The 22,815-nt window shown below is 55.1% G+C and carries 22 protein-coding genes; 6 read left to right on the top strand and 16 right to left on the bottom strand.

Annotation, left to right across the window (positions count from 1 at the left end; translation table 11 throughout):
• Positions 1-25: 25 nt before the first annotated feature.
• The 4 genes from rpoH to ftsY all read right to left on the bottom strand — a co-directional run bounded on the left by rpoH (position 26) and on the right by ftsY (position 4,602).
• Positions 26-883 (bottom strand): RNA polymerase sigma factor RpoH, encoded by an 858-nt coding sequence (gene rpoH, locus AYI87_RS09220; RefSeq protein WP_144201452.1) that lies wholly within the window; start codon positions 881-883, stop codon positions 26-28.
• 292 nt (positions 884-1,175) lie between these two features.
• Positions 1,176-2,141, bottom strand: coding sequence for a permease-like cell division protein FtsX (gene ftsX, locus AYI87_RS09215; protein ID WP_144201450.1), 966 nt, complete (start codon positions 2,139-2,141; stop codon positions 1,176-1,178).
• 14 nt (positions 2,142-2,155) lie between these two features.
• Positions 2,156-2,857, bottom strand: coding sequence for a cell division ATP-binding protein FtsE (ftsE, locus tag AYI87_RS09210; protein ID WP_144201448.1), 702 nt, complete (start codon positions 2,855-2,857; stop codon positions 2,156-2,158).
• Between the two features lie 119 nt (positions 2,858-2,976).
• Entirely contained in the window at positions 2,977-4,602 is a 1,626-nt protein-coding gene (gene ftsY, locus AYI87_RS09205; RefSeq protein ID WP_144201446.1) for a signal recognition particle-docking protein FtsY, read from the bottom strand.
• Positions 4,603-4,850: 248 nt separating this feature from the next.
• Here ftsY and rsmD point away from each other — a divergent pair, with 248 nt between their 5' ends.
• Positions 4,851-5,438 carry a 16S rRNA (guanine(966)-N(2))-methyltransferase RsmD gene (gene rsmD / locus AYI87_RS09200; RefSeq protein WP_144201444.1) on the top strand — a complete coding sequence of 196 codons (588 nt, stop codon included), beginning with the start codon at positions 4,851-4,853 and terminating at the stop codon, positions 5,436-5,438.
• Positions 5,438-5,728 (top strand): DUF1145 domain-containing protein, encoded by a 291-nt coding sequence (locus AYI87_RS09195; protein ID WP_144201442.1) that lies wholly within the window; start codon positions 5,438-5,440, stop codon positions 5,726-5,728. Before rsmD ends, AYI87_RS09195 begins: the two co-directional genes overlap by 1 nt.
• Positions 5,729-5,806: 78 nt before the next feature.
• Here AYI87_RS09195 and AYI87_RS09190 read toward each other — a convergent pair whose 3' ends face one another.
• From AYI87_RS09190 to gspC, 12 genes are all read right to left on the bottom strand, one after another.
• A complete protein-coding gene (locus tag AYI87_RS09190; protein ID WP_144201440.1) occupies positions 5,807-6,568 on the bottom strand; it encodes a type II secretion system protein N in 762 nt (253 codons plus the stop codon).
• Positions 6,569-6,588: 20 nt separating this feature from the next.
• Entirely contained in the window at positions 6,589-7,065 is a 477-nt protein-coding gene (locus AYI87_RS09185; protein ID WP_011867404.1) for a type II secretion system protein M, read from the bottom strand.
• Position 7,066: 1 nt separating this feature from the next.
• The gene (gene gspL, locus AYI87_RS09180) at positions 7,067-8,257 is read right to left on the bottom strand and encodes a type II secretion system protein GspL (protein ID WP_144201438.1); all 1,191 of its coding nucleotides are present in this window, start codon (positions 8,255-8,257) and stop codon (positions 7,067-7,069) included.
• Positions 8,258-8,341: 84 nt separating this feature from the next.
• The gene (gspK, locus tag AYI87_RS09175; RefSeq protein ID WP_144201436.1) at positions 8,342-9,340 is read right to left on the bottom strand and encodes a type II secretion system minor pseudopilin GspK; all 999 of its coding nucleotides are present in this window, start codon (positions 9,338-9,340) and stop codon (positions 8,342-8,344) included.
• The gene (gene gspJ, locus AYI87_RS09170; protein ID WP_144201434.1) at positions 9,333-10,115 is read right to left on the bottom strand and encodes a type II secretion system minor pseudopilin GspJ; all 783 of its coding nucleotides are present in this window, start codon (positions 10,113-10,115) and stop codon (positions 9,333-9,335) included. The genes gspK and gspJ overlap by 8 nt, the downstream gene beginning before the upstream one ends.
• Positions 10,096-10,500: a type II secretion system minor pseudopilin GspI gene (gspI, locus tag AYI87_RS09165; protein ID WP_144201432.1), complete on the bottom strand. Its 405-nt coding sequence runs from the start codon at positions 10,498-10,500 to the stop codon at positions 10,096-10,098. The genes gspJ and gspI overlap by 20 nt, the downstream gene beginning before the upstream one ends.
• Positions 10,493-11,071, bottom strand: coding sequence for a type II secretion system minor pseudopilin GspH (gene gspH, locus AYI87_RS09160; protein WP_144201430.1), 579 nt, complete (start codon positions 11,069-11,071; stop codon positions 10,493-10,495). The genes gspI and gspH overlap by 8 nt, the downstream gene beginning before the upstream one ends.
• Before the next feature lie 20 nt (positions 11,072-11,091).
• Positions 11,092-11,526, bottom strand: coding sequence for a type II secretion system major pseudopilin GspG (gspG, locus tag AYI87_RS09155; protein WP_011867410.1), 435 nt, complete (start codon positions 11,524-11,526; stop codon positions 11,092-11,094).
• Between the two features lie 71 nt (positions 11,527-11,597).
• Complete coding sequence (gspF, locus tag AYI87_RS09150; protein ID WP_144201428.1) at positions 11,598-12,818, bottom strand: type II secretion system inner membrane protein GspF; 1,221 nt, start codon at positions 12,816-12,818, stop codon at positions 11,598-11,600.
• Positions 12,819-12,820: 2 nt separating this feature from the next.
• Entirely contained in the window at positions 12,821-14,392 is a 1,572-nt protein-coding gene (gene gspE, locus AYI87_RS09145) for a type II secretion system ATPase GspE (protein WP_144201426.1), read from the bottom strand.
• Complete coding sequence (gene gspD / locus AYI87_RS09140; protein WP_144201424.1) at positions 14,385-16,508, bottom strand: type II secretion system secretin GspD; 2,124 nt, start codon at positions 16,506-16,508, stop codon at positions 14,385-14,387. Before gspD ends, gspE begins: the two co-directional genes overlap by 8 nt.
• A gap of 22 nt (positions 16,509-16,530) precedes the next feature.
• Positions 16,531-17,448, bottom strand: coding sequence for a type II secretion system protein GspC (gspC, locus tag AYI87_RS09135; protein ID WP_144201422.1), 918 nt, complete (start codon positions 17,446-17,448; stop codon positions 16,531-16,533).
• Between the two features lie 262 nt (positions 17,449-17,710).
• Here gspC and hslR point away from each other — a divergent pair, with 262 nt between their 5' ends.
• From hslR to AYI87_RS09115, 4 genes are all read left to right on the top strand, one after another.
• Positions 17,711-18,103, top strand: a complete 393-nt coding sequence (gene hslR, locus AYI87_RS09130) for a ribosome-associated heat shock protein Hsp15 (RefSeq protein WP_011867415.1) — start codon at positions 17,711-17,713, stop codon at positions 18,101-18,103.
• Positions 18,104-18,116: 13 nt separating this feature from the next.
• On the top strand, positions 18,117-18,977 hold the full coding sequence (gene hslO, locus AYI87_RS09125; RefSeq protein ID WP_144201420.1) for an Hsp33 family molecular chaperone HslO: 861 nt from the start codon (positions 18,117-18,119) through the stop codon (positions 18,975-18,977).
• Between the two features lie 190 nt (positions 18,978-19,167).
• Positions 19,168-20,709, top strand: a complete 1,542-nt coding sequence (locus tag AYI87_RS09120; RefSeq protein WP_144201418.1) for a phosphoenolpyruvate carboxykinase — start codon at positions 19,168-19,170, stop codon at positions 20,707-20,709.
• 208 nt (positions 20,710-20,917) lie between these two features.
• A complete protein-coding gene (locus tag AYI87_RS09115) occupies positions 20,918-22,711 on the top strand; it encodes a hypothetical protein (RefSeq protein WP_144201417.1) in 1,794 nt (597 codons plus the stop codon).
• The last annotated feature ends 104 nt before the right edge of the window (positions 22,712-22,815 follow it).

Below are 22,815 nucleotides of genomic sequence, written 5' to 3'. Positions count from 1 at the left end.
ATTCTTTGTTATTCACCTTAGGGCGTTACATTTCCATGCGGCCCTTGAGCTTGTTCATGGCGTTCTTCTCAAGCTGCCTGATACGCTCGGCAGAAACTTGATAAGTGGCCGCCAGCTCTTGCAGCGTGGTCTTATCTTCGTCTAACCAACGCGCCTGTAGAATATGCTGGCTACGCTCATCAAGGGTTTTGATGGCCGCCAGAAGACGAGTTTGGTTATCGGCTTCGAAGTTGTCATTTTCGACCTGAGAGGCGATATCAGACGAATGATCCTCAAGGTAATGCACCGGGGCATAGTCCTGATCGTCATCGTTGTCGCTGGCCAGATCGAAGGCTGGATCCTGCGCCGCCATGCGTGATTCCATCTCAGTCACATCGCTCTTCGAGACGCCCAGGTTTTCGGCAACCATGGTCACCTCTTCATCGCTGAACCAGCCAAGACGTTTCTTAGCCTTACGCAGATTGAAGAACAGTTTACGCTGCGCCTTGGTGGTCGCGACCTTAACGATACGCCAGTTTTTCAGCACGTATTCGTGGATCTCGGCTTTAATCCAATGCACGGCAAACGAGACAAGACGCACACCCACATCGGGATCAAAGCGCTTTACCGCCTTCATCAGACCAATGTTACCTTCCTGGATGAGATCCGCCTGTGGCAGACCATAACCCGCGTAACCTTTGGCGACATGAATAACGAAACGAAGATGAGACATAATCAACTGCTTCGCAGCCTGAATGTCACCGGTCTCCTGCAGACGTTTCGCCAGCTCATACTCCTCATTCGCCTCCAACATAGGAATGTTGTGCGCAGAATGGATATAAGCCTCTATGCTACTGCTGCTTTGAGGTACCATTAGTGCCATTGATTGCGTTTGATTAGTCATTAACGCTCCTAACTTCTTATCTTGCTTAAATTTAACGCTTCGGGTGCTCAGCGCCGTCTGAAGACAGCATTCCGTGGGAGTATAAAGAAAGGGATTACGCCCAGGGACAAGCTGATGAACTATTAACTATCTGACAGTCTATGTCAACACTCGAAGCTGAACAGGGTTTAATTTCACCCGATTCTATAGACATTGCAAGTGAAAATTAGTTCATAAATTCCCGGGAGTCCAGCCCCCAGGCCAGCCTATTTCTACGGCAATAAATACCCGCTTAGCCTGTGTGGCACAGCCCCTAGGAAGGCTCGATCGCCCTTAGGTGTTGACGCACCGACAGGTAGGAACCTAACCAACCGAGGAAGGAGGCCAAGAGTATCAGCTCGCCCAGCTCAACCAGGGTCAGCGACTGCATCTCCAGCGTACTGCCATAGAGGCCGAGAAGGCTCGCCAGGGCGCCGTCCAGATACCAAACCAGCAGATTGATGATCACCCAGGCCAGTACGCCGCCGATCACCCCAAACCAGATCCCGGTATAGAGGAAGGGACGCTGAATAAAGGCCTCTGTGGCGCCCACCAGCTTCATCACCTCGATCTCGGTGCGGCGATTCATGATCGCCAGACGTATGGTGTTACCTATCACCAGCACCACGGCCAACACCAGCAGGGCGGCGATGGCCATCACGGTGCGCTCCAGCAGCCTCACCACGGCCTGCAGGCGCTCCAGCCACTCAATATCTAGGCGACCAAAGCTTACCTCAGGTTCGAGCTCTAGCTTCTTTAGCAGCTCGCGGGCGCCATTAGGGCTGGCGTGCTTGATGCTCGGGGTTACCGTGATCACCGCAGGTAACGGATTCTCATCCAGATAGGCCAAGGCCTCGCCGAAGCCCGACAGGCGCTGAAACTCCTCCAGGGCCTTGTCGCGGTCGATATAGCTGACGGCGCTCACCTCAGGGTAGGCGCTGATACGGCTGATGAGGCTCTGTATGCTGCGCTCGCTGCGTCCCTCGTCGATAAACAGGGAGATCTCGGCGGCGCTGTTCCAGGACTGAGTAATGGTCTCGGCGTTCTTCACCAACACCTGCAGGGCCGCGGGCAGGCTAAGGCTTACCCCCAGCACAGCCATGGTCATCAGCGAGGAAACGGGATTTCGCCATAACTCCCCCATGCTACCCATGGCATGTTGAATATGACGGATAAAAAACATCACGATACGACCGCTGATAGGAAGCTTACTGCGCACCAATTGAGGTTGCTGACTCATGTGACTCTCCTCAATTATTCGCCGAAGGCGCTGGCAGTTGTATGAGTGCTCGCCAGCTCGTCACCACCCAGGATACGCCCCTGTTTCAGGGTCAGGGTGCGATAACGCATTCTGGCGATCAGGCCCAGATCATGGGTGGCGATCAGCACAGTCGTGCCGGCATCGTTAAAGGTTTCAAACAGACGCAGAATATCCATGGACAACTTAGGATCCAGGTTACCCGTAGGCTCATCGGCCAACAGCAGTGGCGGCTTGTTGACGATGGCGCGGGCGATCCCCACCCGTTGCTGTTCACCGCCGGACAACATGATGGGATAGTGACGCTCCTTGCCATACAGACCCACCATATCCAGCGCCGCTAGCACCCGCTTCTTGATCTCATGCAGGGCGAAGCCCTCGATAACCAGCGGCAGGGCAATATTGTCGAAGACGCTGCGATCCATCAGCAGGTGATGGTTTTGGAAGATCATGCCGATATCCCGGCGGAGGAAGGGGACATCCTTGGGTCGGATGTTAGCAATGTCGTGGCCATTGATGGCGACTCGGCCGGCATTGGCCCGTTCGATCACAGTGATCAATTTAAGCAGGGTACTCTTGCCCGCCCCGGAGTGGCCGGTTAAAAATGCCATCTCACCGCGTTTCAGATGAAAACTTACGTCGGAGAGGGCCTTCTGACCACCGGGATAAACCTTGCTAACCTGCTCAAATCGAATCATAAGTACCCAATCTTAGGTTGTTGAAATCAGATTGTTGAAATTAGATTGTTGCAATAATGTCTTGATGAGGCCAGCCGAAATCGGCTGGCCCTGGCATTATGCCCTAGTTCAGACATTTGCTACTTGGCATCATCCTCATGGCTGAACAGGGCGTCGACAAAGTCTTTCGCATCGAAAGGCCTTAGATCGTCGATCTGCTCACCGACACCTATGTGCCTAATTGGGATGCCAAATTTATCGGCGATGGCGAAGATCACCCCGCCCTTGGCCGTGCCATCAAGCTTGCTCATGGTGATACCCGTGACGCCAACCGCCTCTTTGAACAGCTGCGCCTGGCTAATGGCATTCTGACCCGTACTCGCATCCAGGGTCAACATCACCTCATGAGGGGCGCTCTCATCTTGCTTCTTCATCACACGCACCACTTTCTTCAGCTCATCCATCAGATGGGCCTTGTTCTGTAGGCGTCCCGCCGTATCGGCGATCAAGATATCTATCTTACGGGCACGCGCCGCCTGCAGCGCATCGAACAGTACCGAGGCACTGTCTGCACCTGTGTGCTGGGCGATCACAGGAATATCATTACGTTGACCCCAGACCTGCAGCTGCTCAACGGCCGCGGCGCGGAAGGTATCACCCGCCGCCAACATCACCGACTTGCCCTGTTGTTGATACTGCTTGGCCAGCTTACCAATGGTGGTGGTCTTACCCACGCCGTTAACGCCGACCATAAGAATAACGAAAGGTCCGTCACTGTTTTCCGGCACCAGAGGAATGCTCACCGGCTCCAGAGTCTTCTGCATCTCTTCGCGCATCAACTCATAGAGGGCCTCGCCATCTTTCAGCTGCTTACGGCTTGCCTGCTCGGTCAGGCTGGCGATCAGGCGACTGGTAGTTTCTACCCCCACATCGGCGATCAACAGCTGCTCTTCCAGCTCTTCGAACAGCTCATCATCGATCTTCTTGCCCTTGAACAGGCCGATGAAACCACTACCGATATTCTCACTGGTGCGCTTCAGTCCGCGTTTAAGGCGGGCAAAGAAACCCTCTTTGGTCGGCTTCTGCTGCGGCTCGGGCTGTTGTTCAACCTGCTCCTCTTGCGCTGCCTGTTCTGCTTGCTCAGCGGCTAGATGCTCCTGCTCTGCCTGCTCGGCTGCAAGGCGTTCTTGCTCTGCCTGCTCGGCGGCAAGACGGGCATTCTCTGCCTCGACGCGAGCCTGCTCGGCAGCAAGACGGGCATTCTCTGCCTCGACGCGAGCCTGCTCCTCGGCGATGCGTTGCTGCTCAGCCTGCTCGGCTGCTAAACGCTCTTGCTCTACCTGCTCGGCAGCAAGACGGGCATTCTCTGCCTCGACGCGGGCCTGCTCCTCGGCGATGCGTTCCTGCTCAGCCTGCTCCGCAGTTAAACGCTCCAGCTCAGCTTGTTCCGCAGCTAGACGCTCACTCTCTGCTTCGAGACGGGCCTGTTCGGCAGCCAGACGGGCGTTCTCCGCTTCGACGCGAGCCTGCTCCTCGGCTATACGTTGCTGCTCTGTCTGCTCGGCAGCTAGGCGTTGCTGCTCTGCCTGCTCTGCCTGCTCTGCCTGCTCTGCCTGCTCTGCCTGCTCGGCAGCTAGGCGTGCATTATCTTCTTCGACGCTAGCCTGTTCGGCTTCTGCCTGGGTCGAAACTTCTACTTCTGGTGCCGCCGCTTCCTGCTCAGATTTATCTTTGCGGAACCAAGAAAAAAAACCTTTTTTTGCCATGTGTAATACCAGTACTCAACTAACTGATTCAAAATTCGCTATAAAGTCGTTTTGCGCCCGTTATTATAACCAGATAGCTAGGCTATTGACGCAGAAAAACACGGCATTTTTTTCGCTAATGCCCCGGGCTTTACACCTTTTTATTATGCTTTACGTTAAAATAGCGACCTCAATTTAGCGCAACAGTCTAACACTTAATCTGGTCAGGCCAAATTCCGCTAAATGAATCCACAAAATACAGGTAGAAAATGGCAAGAAATCGACCCGCAAGCGGACAGGTGAGGATCATCGCCGGACAATGGCGCTCCAGAAAACTCCCGATACAAGATCTCGAGGGGCTAAGGCCCACCACAGACAGAGTCAGGGAAACCCTGTTTAACTGGATCGCGGGGGATCTTCCCGGTGCCCGCGTGCTCGACTGCTTCGGCGGCAGCGGCGCCCTCTGCTTCGAGGCGCTCTCTCGCTACGCCAAGTATGCCAAGGTATTCGAGCTACAGGCCGGCGCGGCCAAACAGCTCAAGCAGAACCTTGCCACCCTCAAATGCGACTGCGCCGAGGTGGTACAGGGCGACACCTTAGTGCATCTCAAGACGCCGCCCGCCGAGGGCTTCGATGTAGTCTTCATCGATCCCCCCTTTCGTAAGGGATTGGCCCAGGCCTGTATCGACGGCCTGAATGCCCAGGCATGGCTCAATGAGGATGCGCTGGTCTATGTGGAGACGGAGCGTGAGCATCCGCCGCTAAACTTGCCTGGCCACTGGCTTCCTCTCAAGGAGAAACAGGCCGGTCAGGTGACCTATCGTCTTTATCGAGTAGAGCGTCCGGAGGCAGAATAATGAAAATGGTCATTCTTATCGGCAAGGGGATCACCCTATTTGCCTGGGCCGTGATGCTCTACAACCTGTTTGTCCCGGCAGAAGGCAACATAGGCATGCTGCTGACGCTACTGCTTGGGATCACCCTGGTGATGCACGGCCTGCAGACGCTGATCTTCCGCACCCTGTTTAAGCCGCTGATGACCATAGGTTTCGGCCATTACCTGAGTGTCATGCTCTTTGGCGTCTTCAGCCTGCTGGAATATCGCCAGCGCGTGATACAGCAGGGCATGACCGACAATCAGGCCTAAACGCTGATCTTTTGCTAAAGATAAGTAGCCATTAAAAAAGCCCCATAGAGGGGCTTTTTTATATCTTAATCTTAACCACTAGAGGCCGGGAACCCGTCCCTGATAGTTGATCGGGTAGTAGCCCTGGCTGTCGCGCTTACCGAGGAAGCTTAGCGCCTGCTTAAGATCGTCGGGCTGCGCCTCTGTCTCTTTGATCTTGGCGGTTACCTGCACCAGCTTGTCGGCCTTAAGCAGCGCATGGCCACTGAGGCCTAAGGCATTCATGCTGTCATCCGTCTGCACCTTGATGTTGCCATCGACACAGCTCAGCGCCACGGCGACATCACCCAGAGGATACTTGCCGAACTGGTTATTCACCTGCAACTGCTGGGCAAAGAGTTTACCCGTGAGCTGTTGACACCAGGGCACGCCCTGCTCCAGGTCTTGCAGCATCAGGCTGAAGTTGCCCCCCACCTGGGTACGAAACGGCAGACGCGTGTTACCTACCAGGAACTCGCTCGGCGCGTCGAAACGCACGCCGCTGGCATCGATACCAGACATGGACAGGCTCACGAAACCCTTACCGTTTACGGCGGTAGCGCGGCTGCCCACTACGAAGTCGATGTTAGCCCTGCCCGTCAGCAGGCCCCATGGGCTCAGCTGCCAGCTAACCTGCTCCAGGCGACGCTTCTGCAGCATTAAGCTATCAATCTCACCGGACCAGATGGTGCCAGAGATCCCAGAGGCGCTCACCTGTTTAGGCAGGGGCGCTAACTTAACCGCCAGACTCGCCGGAAACAGGGCGATCAGAAACACCAGATAGACGAAAACGCCGATAACAATTTTTTTCACTAGACTCACAAAAAACCCTTACTACTTTGTTACTGCGAGAACTGGATGCGACGCACCTTAACGAAGCCTTCGGTCTCACCATCGGCCAGATCGATATTCTCCAGGGAAAGCCCCTTCTGTTGTACCAGATCGCTCAGGTAATCCAAGAGCGAATCGAAGGGCACCTCGTCCATCCACACTTGGATCTTGTTACCCTGGGGCTGCATGCGGGTGATCTCCAGGCCATAGCTTTTAGCGCTCTGGGTCACAACGGCGCTGAGACTGCCGGAGAAGCCCTTCTTACCGCCGCTTTGCTTGAGACCGGCTATCTTGTTGGCCGTCTGCTTCACATAGTTAAGCGTGCTCTCCTGAGCCGTCAGGTTGCGCTGGGCATCCTCTTCGGCTTGGCTGATAGGCGTCCAGATCCCCCAGTAGAAAATGCCGAGCACCAACACTATGGCGCAAGCCGCCACGAGCTGCTGCTCGCGCAACACTAAGCCATTCCACCACGTCTTAATGTTGTCCATCTTACTTGCTCCTCAGGGTTAAGGTACTGGTCACTTCATCTTCGCCGCTGTTCATGGCGCCAGAATCCACCTGGAAGTGAGGCGAGATAAGCTCCTTAAACTGTTCGATCTGGGCATAACTCTTGGCGGTGATCTGCATGCGCAGCTCATTACGGCCGCCGTCGAAACGCAGACTGGTCGGCTTAAGCTCAGGCACCTTATCGAAACCAACGGCAAGATCGTCTAGCATGGTGAAGAAGGCCATGCCGCCGCCCGCGCCTTGCAGTGTGCGTAGCTGACTCTCCATCTGTGAGCGCACATTCACCATGCGCGAGCTGCCCATCACCTGCTTGAAGATCTCACCGGTCTGCTGCTGCAGGCCTTCACGCTCGACGTTCATCTGATGGATATTGAGTCCCTTGTTGACCAGGGCCAACACCAGGGCCACCAGGATGACGATAGCGGCATTACGCCATAAAAGCAGATGCTTGCTGTATTCGCGCTTAGGGGTATAGATACCGCTGAGCAGATTTAATGGCGCGTTGAGGATCCCCTTGGCCAACACCAACATAGGCAGGTCCAGCGGTTGAGGCTTGACCTCGACCCCTTGAATATCCAGATCGCTGTAGCTGGCCAGGGTGATAGGCGTCTCTTCCTGGGCCTCGGCGAGTCTTGGCAGGGCCGCCTGGAACCAGCTGGCATCCAGGCTGACACCGCTACCCGTGCTGGTACGCAGCAGGTAATCCGGGCCAAATTTCATCGCCGCCCACTGGCATTCCTGTAGCGGCAGCGCCAGACAGTCGGGCACCAGTTGACGCGCCTTGATACCGGCCTCGCTCAACCAGGAGAGCCAGGTCTGCATCTGCTCGTGAGCCACCACGGCAACACTCAGCGACTCGCCATTGCGGGGGCCGGGGACAAAATGCAGTTCATCGACATTCTCGGCCAGGGTCTCTTCCAGCATGAAAGGCAGGGCCTTGAGCGCCTGACGCTGCCCCTTTTCCGGTAGCTGCACCGAGGTGAGGGTAATGGCTGAGGCGGGCACCAGAATATCCACCGGACGGTTGCCGGCGCGCTCGGTCAGGGTCGACAGCCCCTGGGCGTCGCTCAGCTCTCCCGAGGCGATGATCTCCTGCTCTTGCTCCGACCATACCAGCCAAGAGCAGCTCTGCTCCGCGCTTCTTCCTAATCGGATAAATAATCTTTCACTCAATGTCTTTCTCCACAAGTCTCATTAAGTTGCTCTCGATGAGCTTGTCCTTTTATTAGCCTAGACGAGCGCTGCCCACCTAAGAGATTATTTTTGGCCGCCATATTGACGGGTCAAGACGTCCAGCTGGTTGTTACCGCCCACACGTAATACACTTTGCATCCTGAAGGTGGCGCTATCAACCTTAGCGCCCGCCTCCAGCAGAAAATACTGACTCTTGAGGCTAAAACTCGACTCCAGATTTTTGTCCTGACGCAGCCCTGAGATAGAACCATTAGACCAGAAGTCATCCAGGCTGTCATAGCCGTCACCCGGGCGCTGATTAATGATGCTTTCGGCCTCGCCCACGCTGATCTTATTATCAAACATGCCCGCCAGCAGCGCCGCCTGCTCCACCTCTACAGTGTTGACGTTCAACACCTGCCGGTCATATCCGGGGATAATGCAGATATAAGGCGCCAACTTGAGGTAGACCTCCTGGCTAAAGCCGATCACCGCTCGCAGCTCGCTGCGATGGCTCATCAGGGTGTTTGCCGCTCGGTAAGGCACGGTGCGCGACTCATAGTCGGCATCTTCGGCACCGAACGGGCTGGCGACCGTATCCTCATCGATATAATCTTTCAGCGTATGAGTCAGGCGCTCGGCGGAGAAGTCATCCATCCCCAGCGCCACCAACAGTCCCTTTAATTGTACCGCCGCCAGCGGCAGCTTGGGTTGGCCGTTTTCCACCTCTGTGGTCTCGATCGCCAGGGCGTTTAGGTTGAAACAGGCCTGCAGATCGCTGATACGACCTCCTATCTCACCTTGCTCGGCGGGAAACACCACATCGGCTTGGGCCCAATATTGCTGGCGATGCACCTTGCCGTCATCGGCATCGTCCAAATCTTGTTTCAACACCTTCTTGGCCAGCTCTTCGGCCGAGATCGCATACCAATAGGCCTGATCATACTGCGCCAGGTTGATGGTGCGGCGCACAGAGATCTGGTTACGGCTGTTGATGTTGGTGGCTATGATGGCGATCATGGCCACGATCAACAAGACGACTATCAGCGCGACCCCACGCTGCTTTCCTGGCAAGCTATTCATCGTCATCTTCCTTGCCACCGGCACCGCCACTGTTGTTGCCACCCGTATTATTACCGCCCGAGTTGTTGCCGTTGTTATTGCCGCCGTTATTACCCTTGTTGTTGCCGTTGTTATTACCGTTATTGTTACCGTTGTTGTTGCCCGAGCCATTTTCACTCAGCATAGCTCCCAAAGGTAACAGGAACTTGCGCTGTACCTTGCCCAGGCCTTCCACCTCAATTTCCATGGCGATCGCCTTGGGCAGGCTAGTAGCATCAAACTTACGCTGCCATTTGTCCTCGACATAGAAGGAATACTCCACCGAAAGGACGTTTTTAATCACCACAGTCTTAATCGGCTCGGCGCCAAACTCCGGCTCGGGATAGGGAAAATACCAACGCTCCAGGTTGTTTTCCTGCACCACATAGGCCACCGACTGCAGGCTGCCCCGGGGCAAGAGCCCGTCAGGATTCAACCAGCCGATACGGTAAAAGACGATGGCCTCAGACTCTGAATCGAACAGGTCTTTGCCGGTCTGAATCACTGTCGAGCCACGCCCGCCTTCTAGCAGACGCGGAGTTCGGGCCACCATCTGACCAAAATCCCGCTCCAGGGCACCGAAACCCTGTTGCAACGACTTGAGCCGCTGGGCAAACTCGGCGGTGACCTCATCGTTTTTCATCACAGTGCTGAGCACGGCATTCGCCGCCAGCCCCAGCATGGCGAAGATGGCGATGGCGATCAGCATCTCCAGCAGGGTAAAGCCCTGTGCCCGCTTAGTCTTGCTTAAGCACATAACTGCTCACTTGGGCGATGATGCGCTTATAGCGCTCATCGTCACTGACACTGATGCGTATCATTCGAAAATTGTCATCTGTGGTTTTCACCACCTCTTTGCGCCAATACCACTCTTTTCCCGCCAGTTCGACGCTGCCGTCTTTACGGCCGAGATCTGGAAATTTCTTCTCCAGGCGGGCATCCACCATCTGATTGCTGGCCACCCACTGAGCCAGGGTGCGCTCCTCGAGGATCGGCATGTTGGCCATCTGCTCACCCAGGCTCTTGGTGATGGAGACGGCAGCGATGGCAAACACCATGAGGGCCACGATCACCTCGAGCAGGGTCATGCCGGCGCTACGGCGTCTGCCCGTGAGACTCAGGCCTAGCCTGCGCTTACTCATCGAATCCATCCTCTCTGCCCAGGGTCAGGCGGCCTAAGGCATCGCCAACCACCAGGGCCTCAATCTCCTGGCCACGCTCATCTTTACCGACGAAGGTCAGCTCGAAGACGCTCATCTCGCCGCTAGGAAACAGCAGCACCTGAGGCTCGGGAAACTTTTTCTTCTCTTCTTCGCTGGGTTCGATAAGTGGCTCATCGAACCAGGACTCATCCTCTTCATCTTCCTGGGTCAGGGGCAGACCATCGAGCACCAACTCCATCTCAACCCCAGGCTCCATCTCTTTGGCCGCCAGCAGGCGATCTTGTTGCAGCGGCTTCCATTTGCCCTCATCGTAGACCACAAACTCGTAGCGCTGCTTATCGATGACGATGCCGATGAAATGGCCGCTGAGTATGGTCTCATCCAACACCAGCTCGGTGGCCGCCATAAACTGGCGGGCCGTACGCTCCAGCGCCTTGTGTTGATCGGCGCCGCTCGTGGTATAAGTCACCGCGGCGGCAGCCAATCCCATCAGCAAGACGACCAGCAGGACCTCTAGCAGGGTGAAACCGAATTGGCGGACGCCACGCATAAACAGACTCGTCTTAAGGCTTATTGGAAATCTTGTAGATTCCAGTTACCGATATCATCTTCGGTACCCGGTTGACCGTCAGGACCGGCACTGAAGATGTCGATCTTACCCTGCTCGCCTGGGCTCAATAGCAGGTAATCGTTACGCCATGGGTCCTGTGGCAGGCGCTTCACATAACCGTCGGCGCGGTAGTTACGCGGCTCGGGTGAGATAGTCGGCTTCTGTACCAGGGCTTCGAGACCCTGCTCTGTCGTCGGATAGACGCTGTTGTCCAGACGATACATGTCCAAGGCATTTTCCAGTGCAACAATGTCAGATACCGCCTTCTGGATGTCGGCTTTATCTTTGTTGCCCATAAGGTTAGGCACAACCATAGAAGCAAGGATCCCTAAGATAACGATAACCACCATGACTTCCAGTAGGGTAAAACCTTTTTGCTTGTTTCTTGCTTGCATTAATACTTCCTCTATAAAAAATGCCCTAACATCTGCGGCTAGGACGGCAGTTGGTGATAAACGCCTGGGCGTTAACCACTAATCATGTTGTTGAGTTCTAAGATCGGCTGAAGAATCGCCAAGACGATAAACAGCACTACGGCAGCCATGCTGACCACCAGCATGGGTTCGAACACCCCAAGGGCGATGTTGACGTTAGACTCAAATTCTCTGTCTTGGTTGTCGGCGGCGCGCTCAAGCATCTGCTCCAGCTGACCACTCTTTTCACCCGAGGTGATCATATAGAGCATCATCGGGGGAAAAAGTTTAGTATTGGCGAGTGCCGCGCCTAGGCTAGTACCTTCACGTACCCTGGCGGTGGCCTCTTCGACCGCCGCCCGTACCCGGACATTCATCAAGACCTCGCTGGCGATACGCATGGCATCGAGCAGAGGCACCGAACTGGCAGTAAGGATACTCAGGGTGCGTGCAAAACGCGCCGTATTCAAGCCCTTACTCACCCGGCCGACAACCGGCATCTTTAATATTGCGGTATCGAACTTCATCCTGTTAGCCGCGCTGCGTAGCAGCTGCTTGGCGCCCACCACCAAGGCGATGATGACGCCTATGACGATCAGGCCATAGTCGCGAACAAAATCCGATGAGGCGATCAAAAACTGTGTGGTCCAGGGCAGTTCCTGACCCATATGTTCGAACTGACCCACCACCTGAGGCACCACGGCGGCCAGCAGGATGGCGATCACGCTGATGGCAACCAGGGTCAAAACGATGGGATAGATCATCGCCTGGGTCATCTTGGTCTTTAACTGCTGGCGACGCTCGGTATAGTCGGCGAGGCGGTTGAGCACCACCTCGAGATGGCCCGATTTCTCGCCCGAGGCAACCATGGCCCGGTAAAGATCGTCGAAGATATGGGGAAATTCGGCCATGGAATCGGCCAGGCTGTAACCCTCGACCACGCGAGAGCGCACCGCCATCACCATACTGGCGAGACGATCCTTTTCACACTGCTGACCCACGGCCTTGAGGGCCTCTTCTACCGGCAGGCCGGCGGCCACCAGGGTGGCGATCTGACGGGTGATCAGCGCCAGCTCGGCGACCGAGATGCCACGCTTGAAGCTGAAGCCGCCGCTTTTGGCCTTGGCTTCCTTCTCGACCACAGGGGTGATCTCCAGCGGCATCAGACGCAGCTCGCGCAGTTGCCCCCTGGCATGGCGAGCCGTATCGGCCTCGACAACCCCTTTCTGCTGTTTGCCCTGGGCGTTTAACGCCTTGTACTCAAATGCTGGCATGGCTACTCCTCGCGAGTGACGCGCAGCACTTCTTCCAGCGTAGTCACCCCGGCGAGGACTTTGATCATGCCGTCATGGCGAATGCTAGGTACCGTCTTACGAATATGCTTCTCGATGGCCAGCTCGCCGCGACCCGTGTGGATCAGCTCGCGTACATAGTCGTCCACCAGCAGCAGCTCGTGGATACCGGTACGGCCACGGTAGCCATTGTGGCCACAGGCAGAACAGCCGGTCGCCCGGTAGATGGTGCGTGGATCGTCTTCGCTGATCCCCAAAAGCTCGCGCTCACGCAAGTCCGGCGTGTGCTCTGTCTTACAACTAGGACACAGGGTACGGATCAGGCGCTGCGCCAGCACCCCGAGCAGACTCGAGGAGACCAGGAAGGGCTCGACGCCCATGTCCTGCAGACGCGTGATAGCGCCCGAGGCGGTATTGGTGTGCAGGGTGGAGATAACCAAGTGACCCGTTAGCGAGGCCTGCACCGCGATCTGCGCGGTTTCCAGGTCACGGATCTCACCTATCATCACCACATCCGGGTCTTGACGCAGTATGGCCCTCAGGCCACGGGCGAAGGTCATGTCGACCTTGGTATTGACCTGAGTCTGGCCTATGCCAGGCAGTTCATATTCAATCGGGTCTTCAACGGTCAGTATGTTAGTGTCGATGGAGTTGATCTCGGTCAGACCCGCATACAGGGTGGTACTCTTACCCGAGCCCGTAGGGCCTGTGACCAGGATGATGCCGTGGGGCTTGCGAATCAGCTCGTCGAACTGATGACGTATCTCATCTGTCATCCCCAGCTGTTTAAGATCCAGGTTGCCGGCATTCTTATCCAGCAGACGCAGCACCACGCGCTCGCCGTGGCTGGAAGGCATGGTCGAAACACGCACGTCCACCGCACGACCGGCGATACGCAGCGAGATACGGCCATCCTGCGGCACCCGCTTCTCGGCGATATCCAGACGCGCCATTACCTTGATACGTGAGACTAGCAGCGAGGAGAGCTTACGATTAGGCTTGAGCACCTCTTTGAGCACGCCGTCGACGCGAAAACGCACCACCAGCTGCTTCTCGTAGGTCTCGATATGGATATCCGAGGCTTCCTCTTTGATCGCCTCGGACAGGAGCGCGTTGATCAGCTTGATGATAGGTGCATCATCGTCACCCTCTAGCAGATCTTCGGTCTGTGGCAGCTCCTCGGCCAGGGTAAACAGATCCATCTCGTTGCCGATATCTTCCATCAGCTGCTGCGCCTCGGAAGAGTTGGCCTGATAGACCTGGGTCAGCTTGGCCTCGAATACAGAGGGCTCCAGCTGTGCCAGCGCCAGCTCTTTTCCTGTGTAACGGCGCACCTCCAACATAGCGTCGATAGGCGTGTTGATTGTGTGGTACAGGGTTAATCCCGCTTCGTCGTCCTTCTCCAGCACCAACTCGAATCTGTGGGCGAAGGCGAAGGGCAGACGATCCCGGCTGCTTGAGTGAAATACCTCATCGGATTCGGCCTCCGAGGCTAGCCCGAGTTCACTCGTTACCTGGGCCAGTTCCTCGTTTTGCGTGGCTTGGATATCACTCATCTTGCTTATCTTGCTGCTTGTTTTCGTTGATCTGTTTCAGCGCAGGATCGGTTTCACGCATCTTGGTCTCTAACCCCTTCCGATCCTTATAACGCTGCAGTACTTCGTTAACTTCGGGCGGCAGGTACTCTTCCTGATTCCACTCTTCCAGGATAGGTACGCTGGTATTTGGCATCAGATTCACGCCACGCTCCTGCTGCTCGAGCTGCAGGGCACGGAAGTAGTTGTACTTACGACCGGCAATGCCTTCCATGGTCAGGCCATCGCGTATGATGGTCGGCTTGATGAAGACCATGAGGTTTTTCTTCTTCTTGCCGCTAGAAGAGGACTTAAACAGGTGACCTAAGATAGGGATATCGCCCAGGAAAGGCACCTTCTGCACGCTCTCCTGCACCTCTTCGTTGATCAGACCACCGAGCACCACGATCTGGCCTGAGTCGGCCATCACAGTAGTCGTCAGGCGACGGGTCGCGAAGGTTACGTCGACCCCTGTCTTACCGTTAATGCCTGAGACTTCCTGTTCGATGGTGAGCTTAACCGTTGTGCCTTCGTTGATCTGTGGCACTACTTTTAACTTCACGCCCACTTCCTTACGCTCGACCGTTTGGAAGGGGTTGCTATTACCATTGCTGGAGTTTTGGCTACCTGTGAGTACGGGCACCTCATCACCGACGATGAAGGAGGCTTCCTGGTTATCCAGGGTTGTGATAGAAGGCGTTGCCAGCACGTTCGACTTGGTATCGCTCGACACCGCCTGGATCAGGGCGCCGAAGTCACCCATGGCTACACCCCAGGCCATACCGTTCACCTTACCCAGCGCTTGGGCCAGCAGGGTGATGTCACCCTTCTTATCTGGATTCTTGGTACAAGTCAGGTTATCACCCGAGCCGGTACATGTTTGAGTCGCTTTCTCGTCTTGCGCCGCCCAGATACCGGCACCGATCTCGCCGATAGTAGGGCCTAGGTTATTAAATTGGGTACCGCCACCTGCCTCTGTGGCCCACTGGATACCGAAACCGACATCGTCACCCTCGGCGACCTCGACGATAATGGCCTCCACCAATACCTGCGCGCGGCGAATATCTAACTGGTTGATGACGCTCTCCAGGGTGCGCATCTGATCCGGCTCGGCGCTGATCACCAGGGCGTTGGTGTCTGGATGGGCCATGATATTAATTTCGTTGCGGCGCTTGCTGCGACCACCCTGGGCCTGACCGCCATCCTGATCTTTGGCCAGCTTCTCGGCAAAGCCGGTCAACACTTCCACTAAGTCTTCGGCCTTGGCGTAACGCAGGTAACGCACCTTGGTATTACCTGTGGTCGCCTGCTCGGCATCCAATTTCTTAATCAGGGTCACTACACGCTGACGACTCTTCTCGTCACCGCTGACGATCACGGCATTGGTACGCTCGTCGGCAACCACCTTAGGCGCCTGACCCGGTAGCTGTGACTGGTTGGCACTGGCGCGATACAGGGTGTCGATAATGCGCACCATCTCGCCGGCAGAGGCGTATTCCAACGGCACAACCTGCACCTCGGTATCACCCTGCTTGTCGACGCGGCGAACAATTTCCACCAACTTGTTCACCACGGCCGCACGGCCAGAGATCATCAATACGTTTGACGGGTCATAGTTGACCACGTTACCGCCACCTGCGTTATCGTTTAACTGACGCAGCAAGGGAGCAAGCTGTTTCGCCTCTGTGTTGTAGAGCGCGACGATTCGGGTCACCATCTCATCGCCAAGGCCTGGGGTGTTGTCGTCGGCAACGCGGATCGCCGAGGTCTTGGCGTCTTTGTCCTTGATCACCTTGATGATGTTGTTGTCCATCTCGACAACAGCGTAGCCATAGACCTGCAACACGTTAAGGAAGAATTGATAGTACTGCTCATCGTTAAGCAGATCGTAACTGCGTACGTTGATCTTGCCGCGTACGGTAGGGTCGACGATGATAGTCCGGTTCAGGTTCTTACCAACTATGTTGATAAATTCCTGAATGTCAGTGCCCTTGAAATTAGCCGCGTATTGTTCCGACCACGCCACTTGTGGCGCTAACAGCGAGGCGCCCATCACGACGCTCGCGATAAGATTGCGGCGTATTTTCTTGTTGTTCATTAATGACTTCCCCTAACCCTTTTTATTGCGGCAAACTAAACATGATCTCAACCAGCTGACCCTCTCTTTCAACCATCAGAGAAATTTCGGTCAATTCTGGCAACTGCGCCATCACTTCCAATGCTTGGCTCATATCAGTCAGATCATAGCCGTTCATTGATTTTGCTAAATCGTTGGCCTTAAAGCCAGCCTGTTCAAATAATTGTCTGTCCTTGCCCGGATTCAGGCGATATCCCTGCAGCTCGCCGCCGACGTTGACTGGTGAGATAGCAAGGTAATCTGTGATCTTGCTGGGATCTTCCAGCAGGGCGTCGCGCGACTCTTCCAGCTCTCTGGAGACGGCGCTGTTGCTACGCTTATCTATGGTGCGCACATCGCGAGAGGAACGTGCCTCTTGCAACTGGCTATTGGCTGCCCCCTGGGTCTCATACTTGAGGCCATCGAGCATCAGGGTCTCATAGCGACCACTGTTGGAGATGATGATGCGATCGGCATACACCTCTTTAAGCGAAGCCGAGGTGCCCTTGATCTTATCGCCCAAGCTATAGGTGTTCTGGCTGCCGCCCGACTCGATCACCGCCAGCCCATGTTGCTCTGCGGTCGAGGCAACCACCCCGGTCAACTGAATCGACAGCGAGGTCTTAGGGGCATCGGTGATCTTCTCTTCCACCACGGGCTTGGGCTTATCCGAATTAGGATCTGCCTTACCGAAGAGGGCTAACGCTTGCAGCGTAGAGACATTCACCTGAGACGATGACTGACTGCTGGAGACAGGGGTCGCCTGCCATTTTTGTGGGGTTTCTGCGACGGGCACCAACTTCCATGTGATCTGCGCCAATAGATAGATAGCGATAATCAAACCGAGCCAGAATACGGCCGAACTCAGAGGCTTCTGCGGTACGGCAGAGGCCTTAGATATTACTTTGTCTAATAAATCCATATTATTGTGGACCCTCTTTGCAGGCCTCTAATCTGATTATGATAATTTCCTAGCTGTGGCTCATGCTAACCTACACAGCTAATCGCAACAAGCCCATAACAGTCTCTTTATTGGCCTATAGAGCCGATTTATGCTAACTTTACGCGCCTAAAAAGGGTGTGAGGTCTGTCGCTATCTCATCTGTTGGCTAACGACAAGTATGGACTATTTTTTCAGCCTGTGAGCTTGCACATCTTTATACACCTAAGGAGACCTGATCACCATGACCTCAGAGAAAGAGCTTGGCGTTCGGCTCGACAAGTGGCTGTGGGCCGCCCGCTTCTACAAGACGCGTGCAATCGCCAAAGAGATGATCAACGGCGGTAAGGTACACTACAATGGCCAGCGCACTAAGTCGAGTAAGCTGGCCGAAGTCGACGCCGTGATTAGATTACGACAAGGATATGACGAAAAAGAGATCGTCATAAAAAAATTATCCGAGCAGCGCCAGAAGGCGGTGGTCGCCCAAACCTTATATGAAGAGACGCCAGAAAGCATAGCCAAACGCGAGACCTATGCCGAGGCAAGACGCTTGAATGTGCTCAACAATCCCGCGCCGGATACCAAGCCAGACAAGAAACAGCGTCGCCAACTAATACGCTTTAAAGAAAGCTAACTGTGAGACACAAATGAGTAAAGATATCTTAAACCGTTACCTATTCGACAACGCCGATGTGCGCGGACAAATCGTACAGCTAGAGAAAAGCTATCAAGAGATCTTGTCGGCCCACACCTACCCTGAGGCCATTGCCCGTCTGCTGGGCGAACTGATGGCGGCCACCTCTTTACTCACCGCCACACTGAAATTTGATGGCGACATCAGCGTCCAGGTACAGGGCAACGGCCCGGTATCCCTGGCGGTGATCAATGGCAACAATCTGCAGCAGCTGCGCGGTGTCGCGCGCTGGGAAGGCGAAGTCGCCAAAGAGGCCAGCCTGCAACAGCTGATGGGCCAGGGACACATGGTGATCACCCTGACGCCCAACAACGGCGAGCGTTATCAAGGCGTAGTGGCGCTGGAGAAGGAAACTCTGGCCGAATGCCTGGAGCAATACTTCCTGCAATCTGAGCAGCTGCCTACCGCCATCCGCCTCTTTGCCAACGGCAAGCAGGCTGCCGGCATGTTGCTTCAGGTTCTACCGGGTGAGGACGAGCACAACGAAGAGTTCGAACATCTCGAGCAGCTGACCAGCACCATCAAGGCCGAAGAGCTATTCGAGCTGGAAGCCACAGAGGTGCTGCACCGTCTGTATCACCAGGAAGAGGTTCGCCTGTTCGATCCTATCGAAGTCACCTTCTCCTGTACCTGCTCACGCGAGCGTAGCGGTCAGGCACTCAAGACGGTAGCCAAAGAGGAGCTGGACGCCATCCTGGCCGAACAGGGCAAGATCGAGATGGGCTGTGAATACTGCAACAGCAGCTACAGCTTCGATTCTATCGATATCGAGGCGCTATTCAAAAACGCCCCCAAGGCCGATACTCAGCAGTAAATCATCGGCTTAAATTCATGATTAATAGAGGATGCCTGTGCGCATCCTCTTTTTTTCACGATTTTCGCGATCTTCCTCACACATTCAATTCCGCTTAAGTTACAATCGGGCCTCTGCCTATCATGCAGATAAAACAAAAACAAGCTGGCATAGACCGGCCAACCCTACTCGAATGATGGAGACCTTACAGATGGCGGATGGATCTAAGCAAACTCATAAAAATCCCTCTACGGCACAACTAGTTGAGTTTGCACTCGCACGCGGCGAAGGAGAGCTAACGGCGAATGGTGCATTAGTGGCAAAAACTGGCGAGCGTACCGGGCGTTCACCGAACGACCGCTTTATCGTGAAAGAAGCGAGCAGCGAAAATGATATCGATTGGGGTTCGGTCAACAAGCCGTTCGCCATGGATGCCTTTAACGCCCTCTGGGATCGCGTCGCAACCTACTTGGCCGACAAAGAAACTTTCGTTTCTGAGCTGGAGGTGGGTGCCGACCCTGAGCACTACCAACCCATTGAAGTTAAAACTGAAACCGCCTGGCATCAGCTCTTTGCCCGCAACCTGTTTATCGTGCCTGAGCAGTTTAACGTCGCCAACAAGCCTGTATGGCAGATCATGAACGCACCGGGTTTCGAGTGTGATCCTGCTCGCGATGGCACCAACTCAGACGCCACCGTCATCATCAACTTTGCCGATCGCAAGGTACTGCTGGCTGGTCTGAAGTACGCCGGCGAGATGAAGAAGTCTATGTTCTCTGTGCAGAACTTCCTGCTACCTGCCAAAGGCGTGCTGCCAATGCACTGCTCGGCCAACGTCGGCAACGAAGGCGATACGACCCTATTCTTCGGCCTGTCAGGCACGGGCAAGACCACACTATCAGCAGATCCTAAGCGTTTCCTTATCGGCGACGACGAGCATGGCTGGGCACCGGGCGGCGTATTCAATATCGAAGGCGGCTGCTACGCCAAGTGTATCGATCTGAGTCAGAAGAACGAGCCGGTGATCTGGGACGCGATCCGTTTCGGTACCGTACTGGAAAACGTTACTCTGGACGAGCAACGCATCCCTGACTACAGCAACACAGAGCTAACCGAGAACAGCCGCGCGGCCTACCCACTGGAGCACATCGCTCAGCGTAAGGAAGAGAACCGTGGCGCCGAGCCAAATGCCGTCGTCTTCCTGACCTGTGATGTGTCTGGCGTGCTGCCACCTGTGTCTAAGCTCAGCAAAGAGCAGGCGGCCTACCACTTCCTCTCGGGTTACACTGCTAAGGTGGGTTCGACCGAGATGGGCTCAACCTCTGCGATTCAGTCAACCTTCTCGACCTGTTTCGGCGCACCTTTCTTCCCACGTCCTGCTGGCGTCTACGCCGAGTTGCTGATGAAGCGTATCGAATCATTCGGCAGCCAGGTTTACCTGGTCAACACAGGCTGGACCGGTGGTCCACACGGCGTAGGTAAGCGTTTCGATATCCCAACGACCCGCGCCATCGTCGATGCCATCGTCAGTGGTGAGCTAAAAGACGTGGAAACCGTTCACATCGACAAGCTGAACCTGGACGTGCCTGTGGCTGTAACCGGCGTGGATGCCAAGCTGCTTAACCCGGTCAACACCTGGGCCGACAAGGCAGAGTACGACAAGTATGCTCAGCAGCTGGCCGAAGAGTTTGCCGCCAACTTCACTAAGTACGACGTGTCTGACGCCATCAAACAGGCTGGCCCTAAGGCTTAAGCCCTGGGTCTGATGACAATAATTAAAATGGCCCTTCGGGGCCATTTTTTATTGCCTAACCCTCAGTAAGTCCCGCCTTCCAACCTACCCGATCGGGTAATGGTAATTTAATCAAAGCCATAGATAATGTCCTTTCAGCCGTATTGGACCTCGGCTAAGTTGTCGTTGTCGGGTCCTTTTTATTGTTAATATTTGTAAGGACACAAATATGCGTTTAACTCACCTTAGCTCTCTGCTGCTCGGTACCTGTCTACTCAGTGCCTGCGGTGGCTCCAATAACGATTCAGATACCCCAACCGACGGCGGCACACCGCCCCCCACGAGTTTCGACCATAGTGTTGTCGGCACTGTGGTGTACCAGGGCGCAGTAGCCGGCGCCGAGGTCTGTGTGGATCTCAACCAAAATGCCAGCTGTGATAGCGATGAGCCAAGTGCCATTGCAGATGCCGAGGGTAAATACCAGATAGACTGGAGCAGCGATATCGAGATGCCCGTCTATGAGCTAGTCGCCAATTGGCAACAGGCAGCTGAGGCCAGCAGCAAGCCAGCCCTGCTCAAGGCGGCATTCCGCGCCGATGCGCTCAATGTCAATGCCTCCAAATCCGATAGCAATCAGGGCGTGATCTCCATGGAAGGTGTCGGTAAGTTGGTCGCCCTGCAGGAACACGGCGGTGAGATCAACCCTATGACTCATCTGGAGTATCAGCGCGTTGCCCGCATGCGCGCCGCCGGTACCACGTCCCTTGATATCGTCACTCAGCGCGGTCTGCTGGCCGCTCTATTGCTGACTATCTACGATCGCGACGGCAATCCCTATAAACTGAGCGCCGAGCAATCCCTCGCCCCTGAATTTATCGACACCTACCGACTGCACCGTCATCTAGAGGCGCTGATCGGCGAGCAGCTCAGCGATGTGCTGACCGTGGATGACATCATGTCGATTACCCGTGACCAGCTAAAGACCTTGGTAGAAGAGAGTGGCATGAGCACCGAGGATTATTTAGCCAGCGACCCCATGGCGGTGCGCTTCCTAGTCAACAATGCACTGATCGCCGAAGAGTATATCGAGACGCCAATAGACGCGAAGATCATGTCGGACGCCGACTGGCAGGTGATCAATAACCACTTCCTTGAGGACGACCAGCTGCATAGCAACTTCACCCTGGCCCCCGCCACACTACGGAGCCTCTTTACCCTCACTTATGGCACGCCCGATCTCACCTTCGTAGGTTCTATCGTCGAGGGTAAGGTCAATGGTCGGGTATTCGATGATCGCGACGGAACTGACACTCCAGAGGAGTGTTGGAACAAGGAGCTAAAACATTGGGTTATCGAAGGCGACAAAGACTATCAGCCGCCCGAAATTAAGTACGAAAACAACACACTCCAGACTGTGTACAGTGGCACCTCGGTACCCATCACAATCGAATTCACTAAATACTCAGGCACTGGCGAGGAGTGGCAGGCCATTCTCAGCACCACGCCACCGGCACTCAAGCTGGCCGAACTCAACTGGCCAAGCCAGGTGTACCGCTACCGTGGAAAGCAGGCAGATGACGTGATGTGCCGTGTACGGGGTGAGTTCGCCACCTGGCCCATGCCGAGCCATCAAGATCCAGAGCTCTTGACCACAGCGGATGTCGCTCGCCTCTTCTGGCCAGCCTTCTACCCAGACGATGTAGTGGTCGATGAAGAGAACAAAACCATCAAGCTCAACATCACGGGAGAGATCACGACTTATCAATGGTCGCTGAGCACCAGCCCAAGCGATGAGCCTGTTCTTCGTCTGAAGCAGATAGACCTGCCAGCCGCCTATGCCGAATTTGTCTCTGTCGATAACTATCTGATCCAAGGCGATAAGCTCATCGAAGTCAGCATCTACGAGGCCACCGACTACAGCGGCAAGCTCGGCGATTACCTCAGCATCAGCTTCGACGGCAATGAAGACAACTTCAACCAGCGCTTCTACAAACACCTGGAGGCGATCGTCAAGGGACAATAACCTTAAGCCGGACGCGTTAGAGCTTACTGCTAAGCGAGAGCAAGCCAAGCTTGTCAGCTAAATAAGAAAGAGGATGGTGAAAGCCATCCTCTTTCTCTTTCTCA

The sequence above is a fragment of the Shewanella sp. KCT genome (assembly GCF_007636505.1).
In the GTDB taxonomy this organism is placed as follows: domain Bacteria; phylum Pseudomonadota; class Gammaproteobacteria; order Enterobacterales; family Shewanellaceae; genus Shewanella; species Shewanella halotolerans.
This window is presented reverse-complemented; position numbering and strand designations above follow the sequence as displayed.

Excerpts from the sequence above, each read along its gene's own strand:
- gspD (WP_144201424.1), bottom strand. The coding sequence starts at position 16,508 with ATGAACAACAAGAAAATACGCCGCAATCTTATCGCGAGCGTCGTGATG.
- AYI87_RS09185 (WP_011867404.1), bottom strand. The coding sequence starts at position 7,065 with ATGGACAACATTAAGACGTGGTGGAATGGCTTAGTGTTGCGCGAGCAG.
- AYI87_RS09120 (WP_144201418.1), top strand. The coding sequence starts at position 19,168 with ATGGCGGATGGATCTAAGCAAACTCATAAAAATCCCTCTACGGCACAA.
- AYI87_RS09195 (WP_144201442.1), top strand. The coding sequence starts at position 5,438 with ATGAAAATGGTCATTCTTATCGGCAAGGGGATCACCCTATTTGCCTGG.
- gspG (WP_011867410.1), bottom strand. The coding sequence starts at position 11,526 with ATGCAAGCAAGAAACAAGCAAAAAGGTTTTACCCTACTGGAAGTCATG.
- ftsE (WP_144201448.1), bottom strand. The coding sequence starts at position 2,857 with ATGATTCGATTTGAGCAGGTTAGCAAGGTTTATCCCGGTGGTCAGAAG.
- gspJ (WP_144201434.1), bottom strand. The coding sequence starts at position 10,115 with ATGTGCTTAAGCAAGACTAAGCGGGCACAGGGCTTTACCCTGCTGGAG.
- hslR (WP_011867415.1), top strand. The coding sequence starts at position 17,711 with ATGACCTCAGAGAAAGAGCTTGGCGTTCGGCTCGACAAGTGGCTGTGG.
- hslO (WP_144201420.1), top strand. The coding sequence starts at position 18,117 with ATGAGTAAAGATATCTTAAACCGTTACCTATTCGACAACGCCGATGTG.
- AYI87_RS09115 (WP_144201417.1), top strand. The coding sequence starts at position 20,918 with ATGCGTTTAACTCACCTTAGCTCTCTGCTGCTCGGTACCTGTCTACTC.
- gspC (WP_144201422.1), bottom strand. The coding sequence starts at position 17,448 with ATGGATTTATTAGACAAAGTAATATCTAAGGCCTCTGCCGTACCGCAG.
- rsmD (WP_144201444.1), top strand. The coding sequence starts at position 4,851 with ATGGCAAGAAATCGACCCGCAAGCGGACAGGTGAGGATCATCGCCGGA.
- gspH (WP_144201430.1), bottom strand. The coding sequence starts at position 11,071 with ATGCGTGGCGTCCGCCAATTCGGTTTCACCCTGCTAGAGGTCCTGCTG.
- gspI (WP_144201432.1), bottom strand. The coding sequence starts at position 10,500 with ATGAGTAAGCGCAGGCTAGGCCTGAGTCTCACGGGCAGACGCCGTAGC.
- ftsX (WP_144201450.1), bottom strand. The coding sequence starts at position 2,141 with ATGAGTCAGCAACCTCAATTGGTGCGCAGTAAGCTTCCTATCAGCGGT.
- rpoH (WP_144201452.1), bottom strand. The coding sequence starts at position 883 with ATGACTAATCAAACGCAATCAATGGCACTAATGGTACCTCAAAGCAGC.
- gspK (WP_144201436.1), bottom strand. The coding sequence starts at position 9,340 with ATGAATAGCTTGCCAGGAAAGCAGCGTGGGGTCGCGCTGATAGTCGTC.
- gspE (WP_144201426.1), bottom strand. The coding sequence starts at position 14,392 with ATGAGTGATATCCAAGCCACGCAAAACGAGGAACTGGCCCAGGTAACG.
- gspF (WP_144201428.1), bottom strand. The coding sequence starts at position 12,818 with ATGCCAGCATTTGAGTACAAGGCGTTAAACGCCCAGGGCAAACAGCAG.
- ftsY (WP_144201446.1), bottom strand. The coding sequence starts at position 4,602 with ATGGCAAAAAAAGGTTTTTTTTCTTGGTTCCGCAAAGATAAATCTGAG.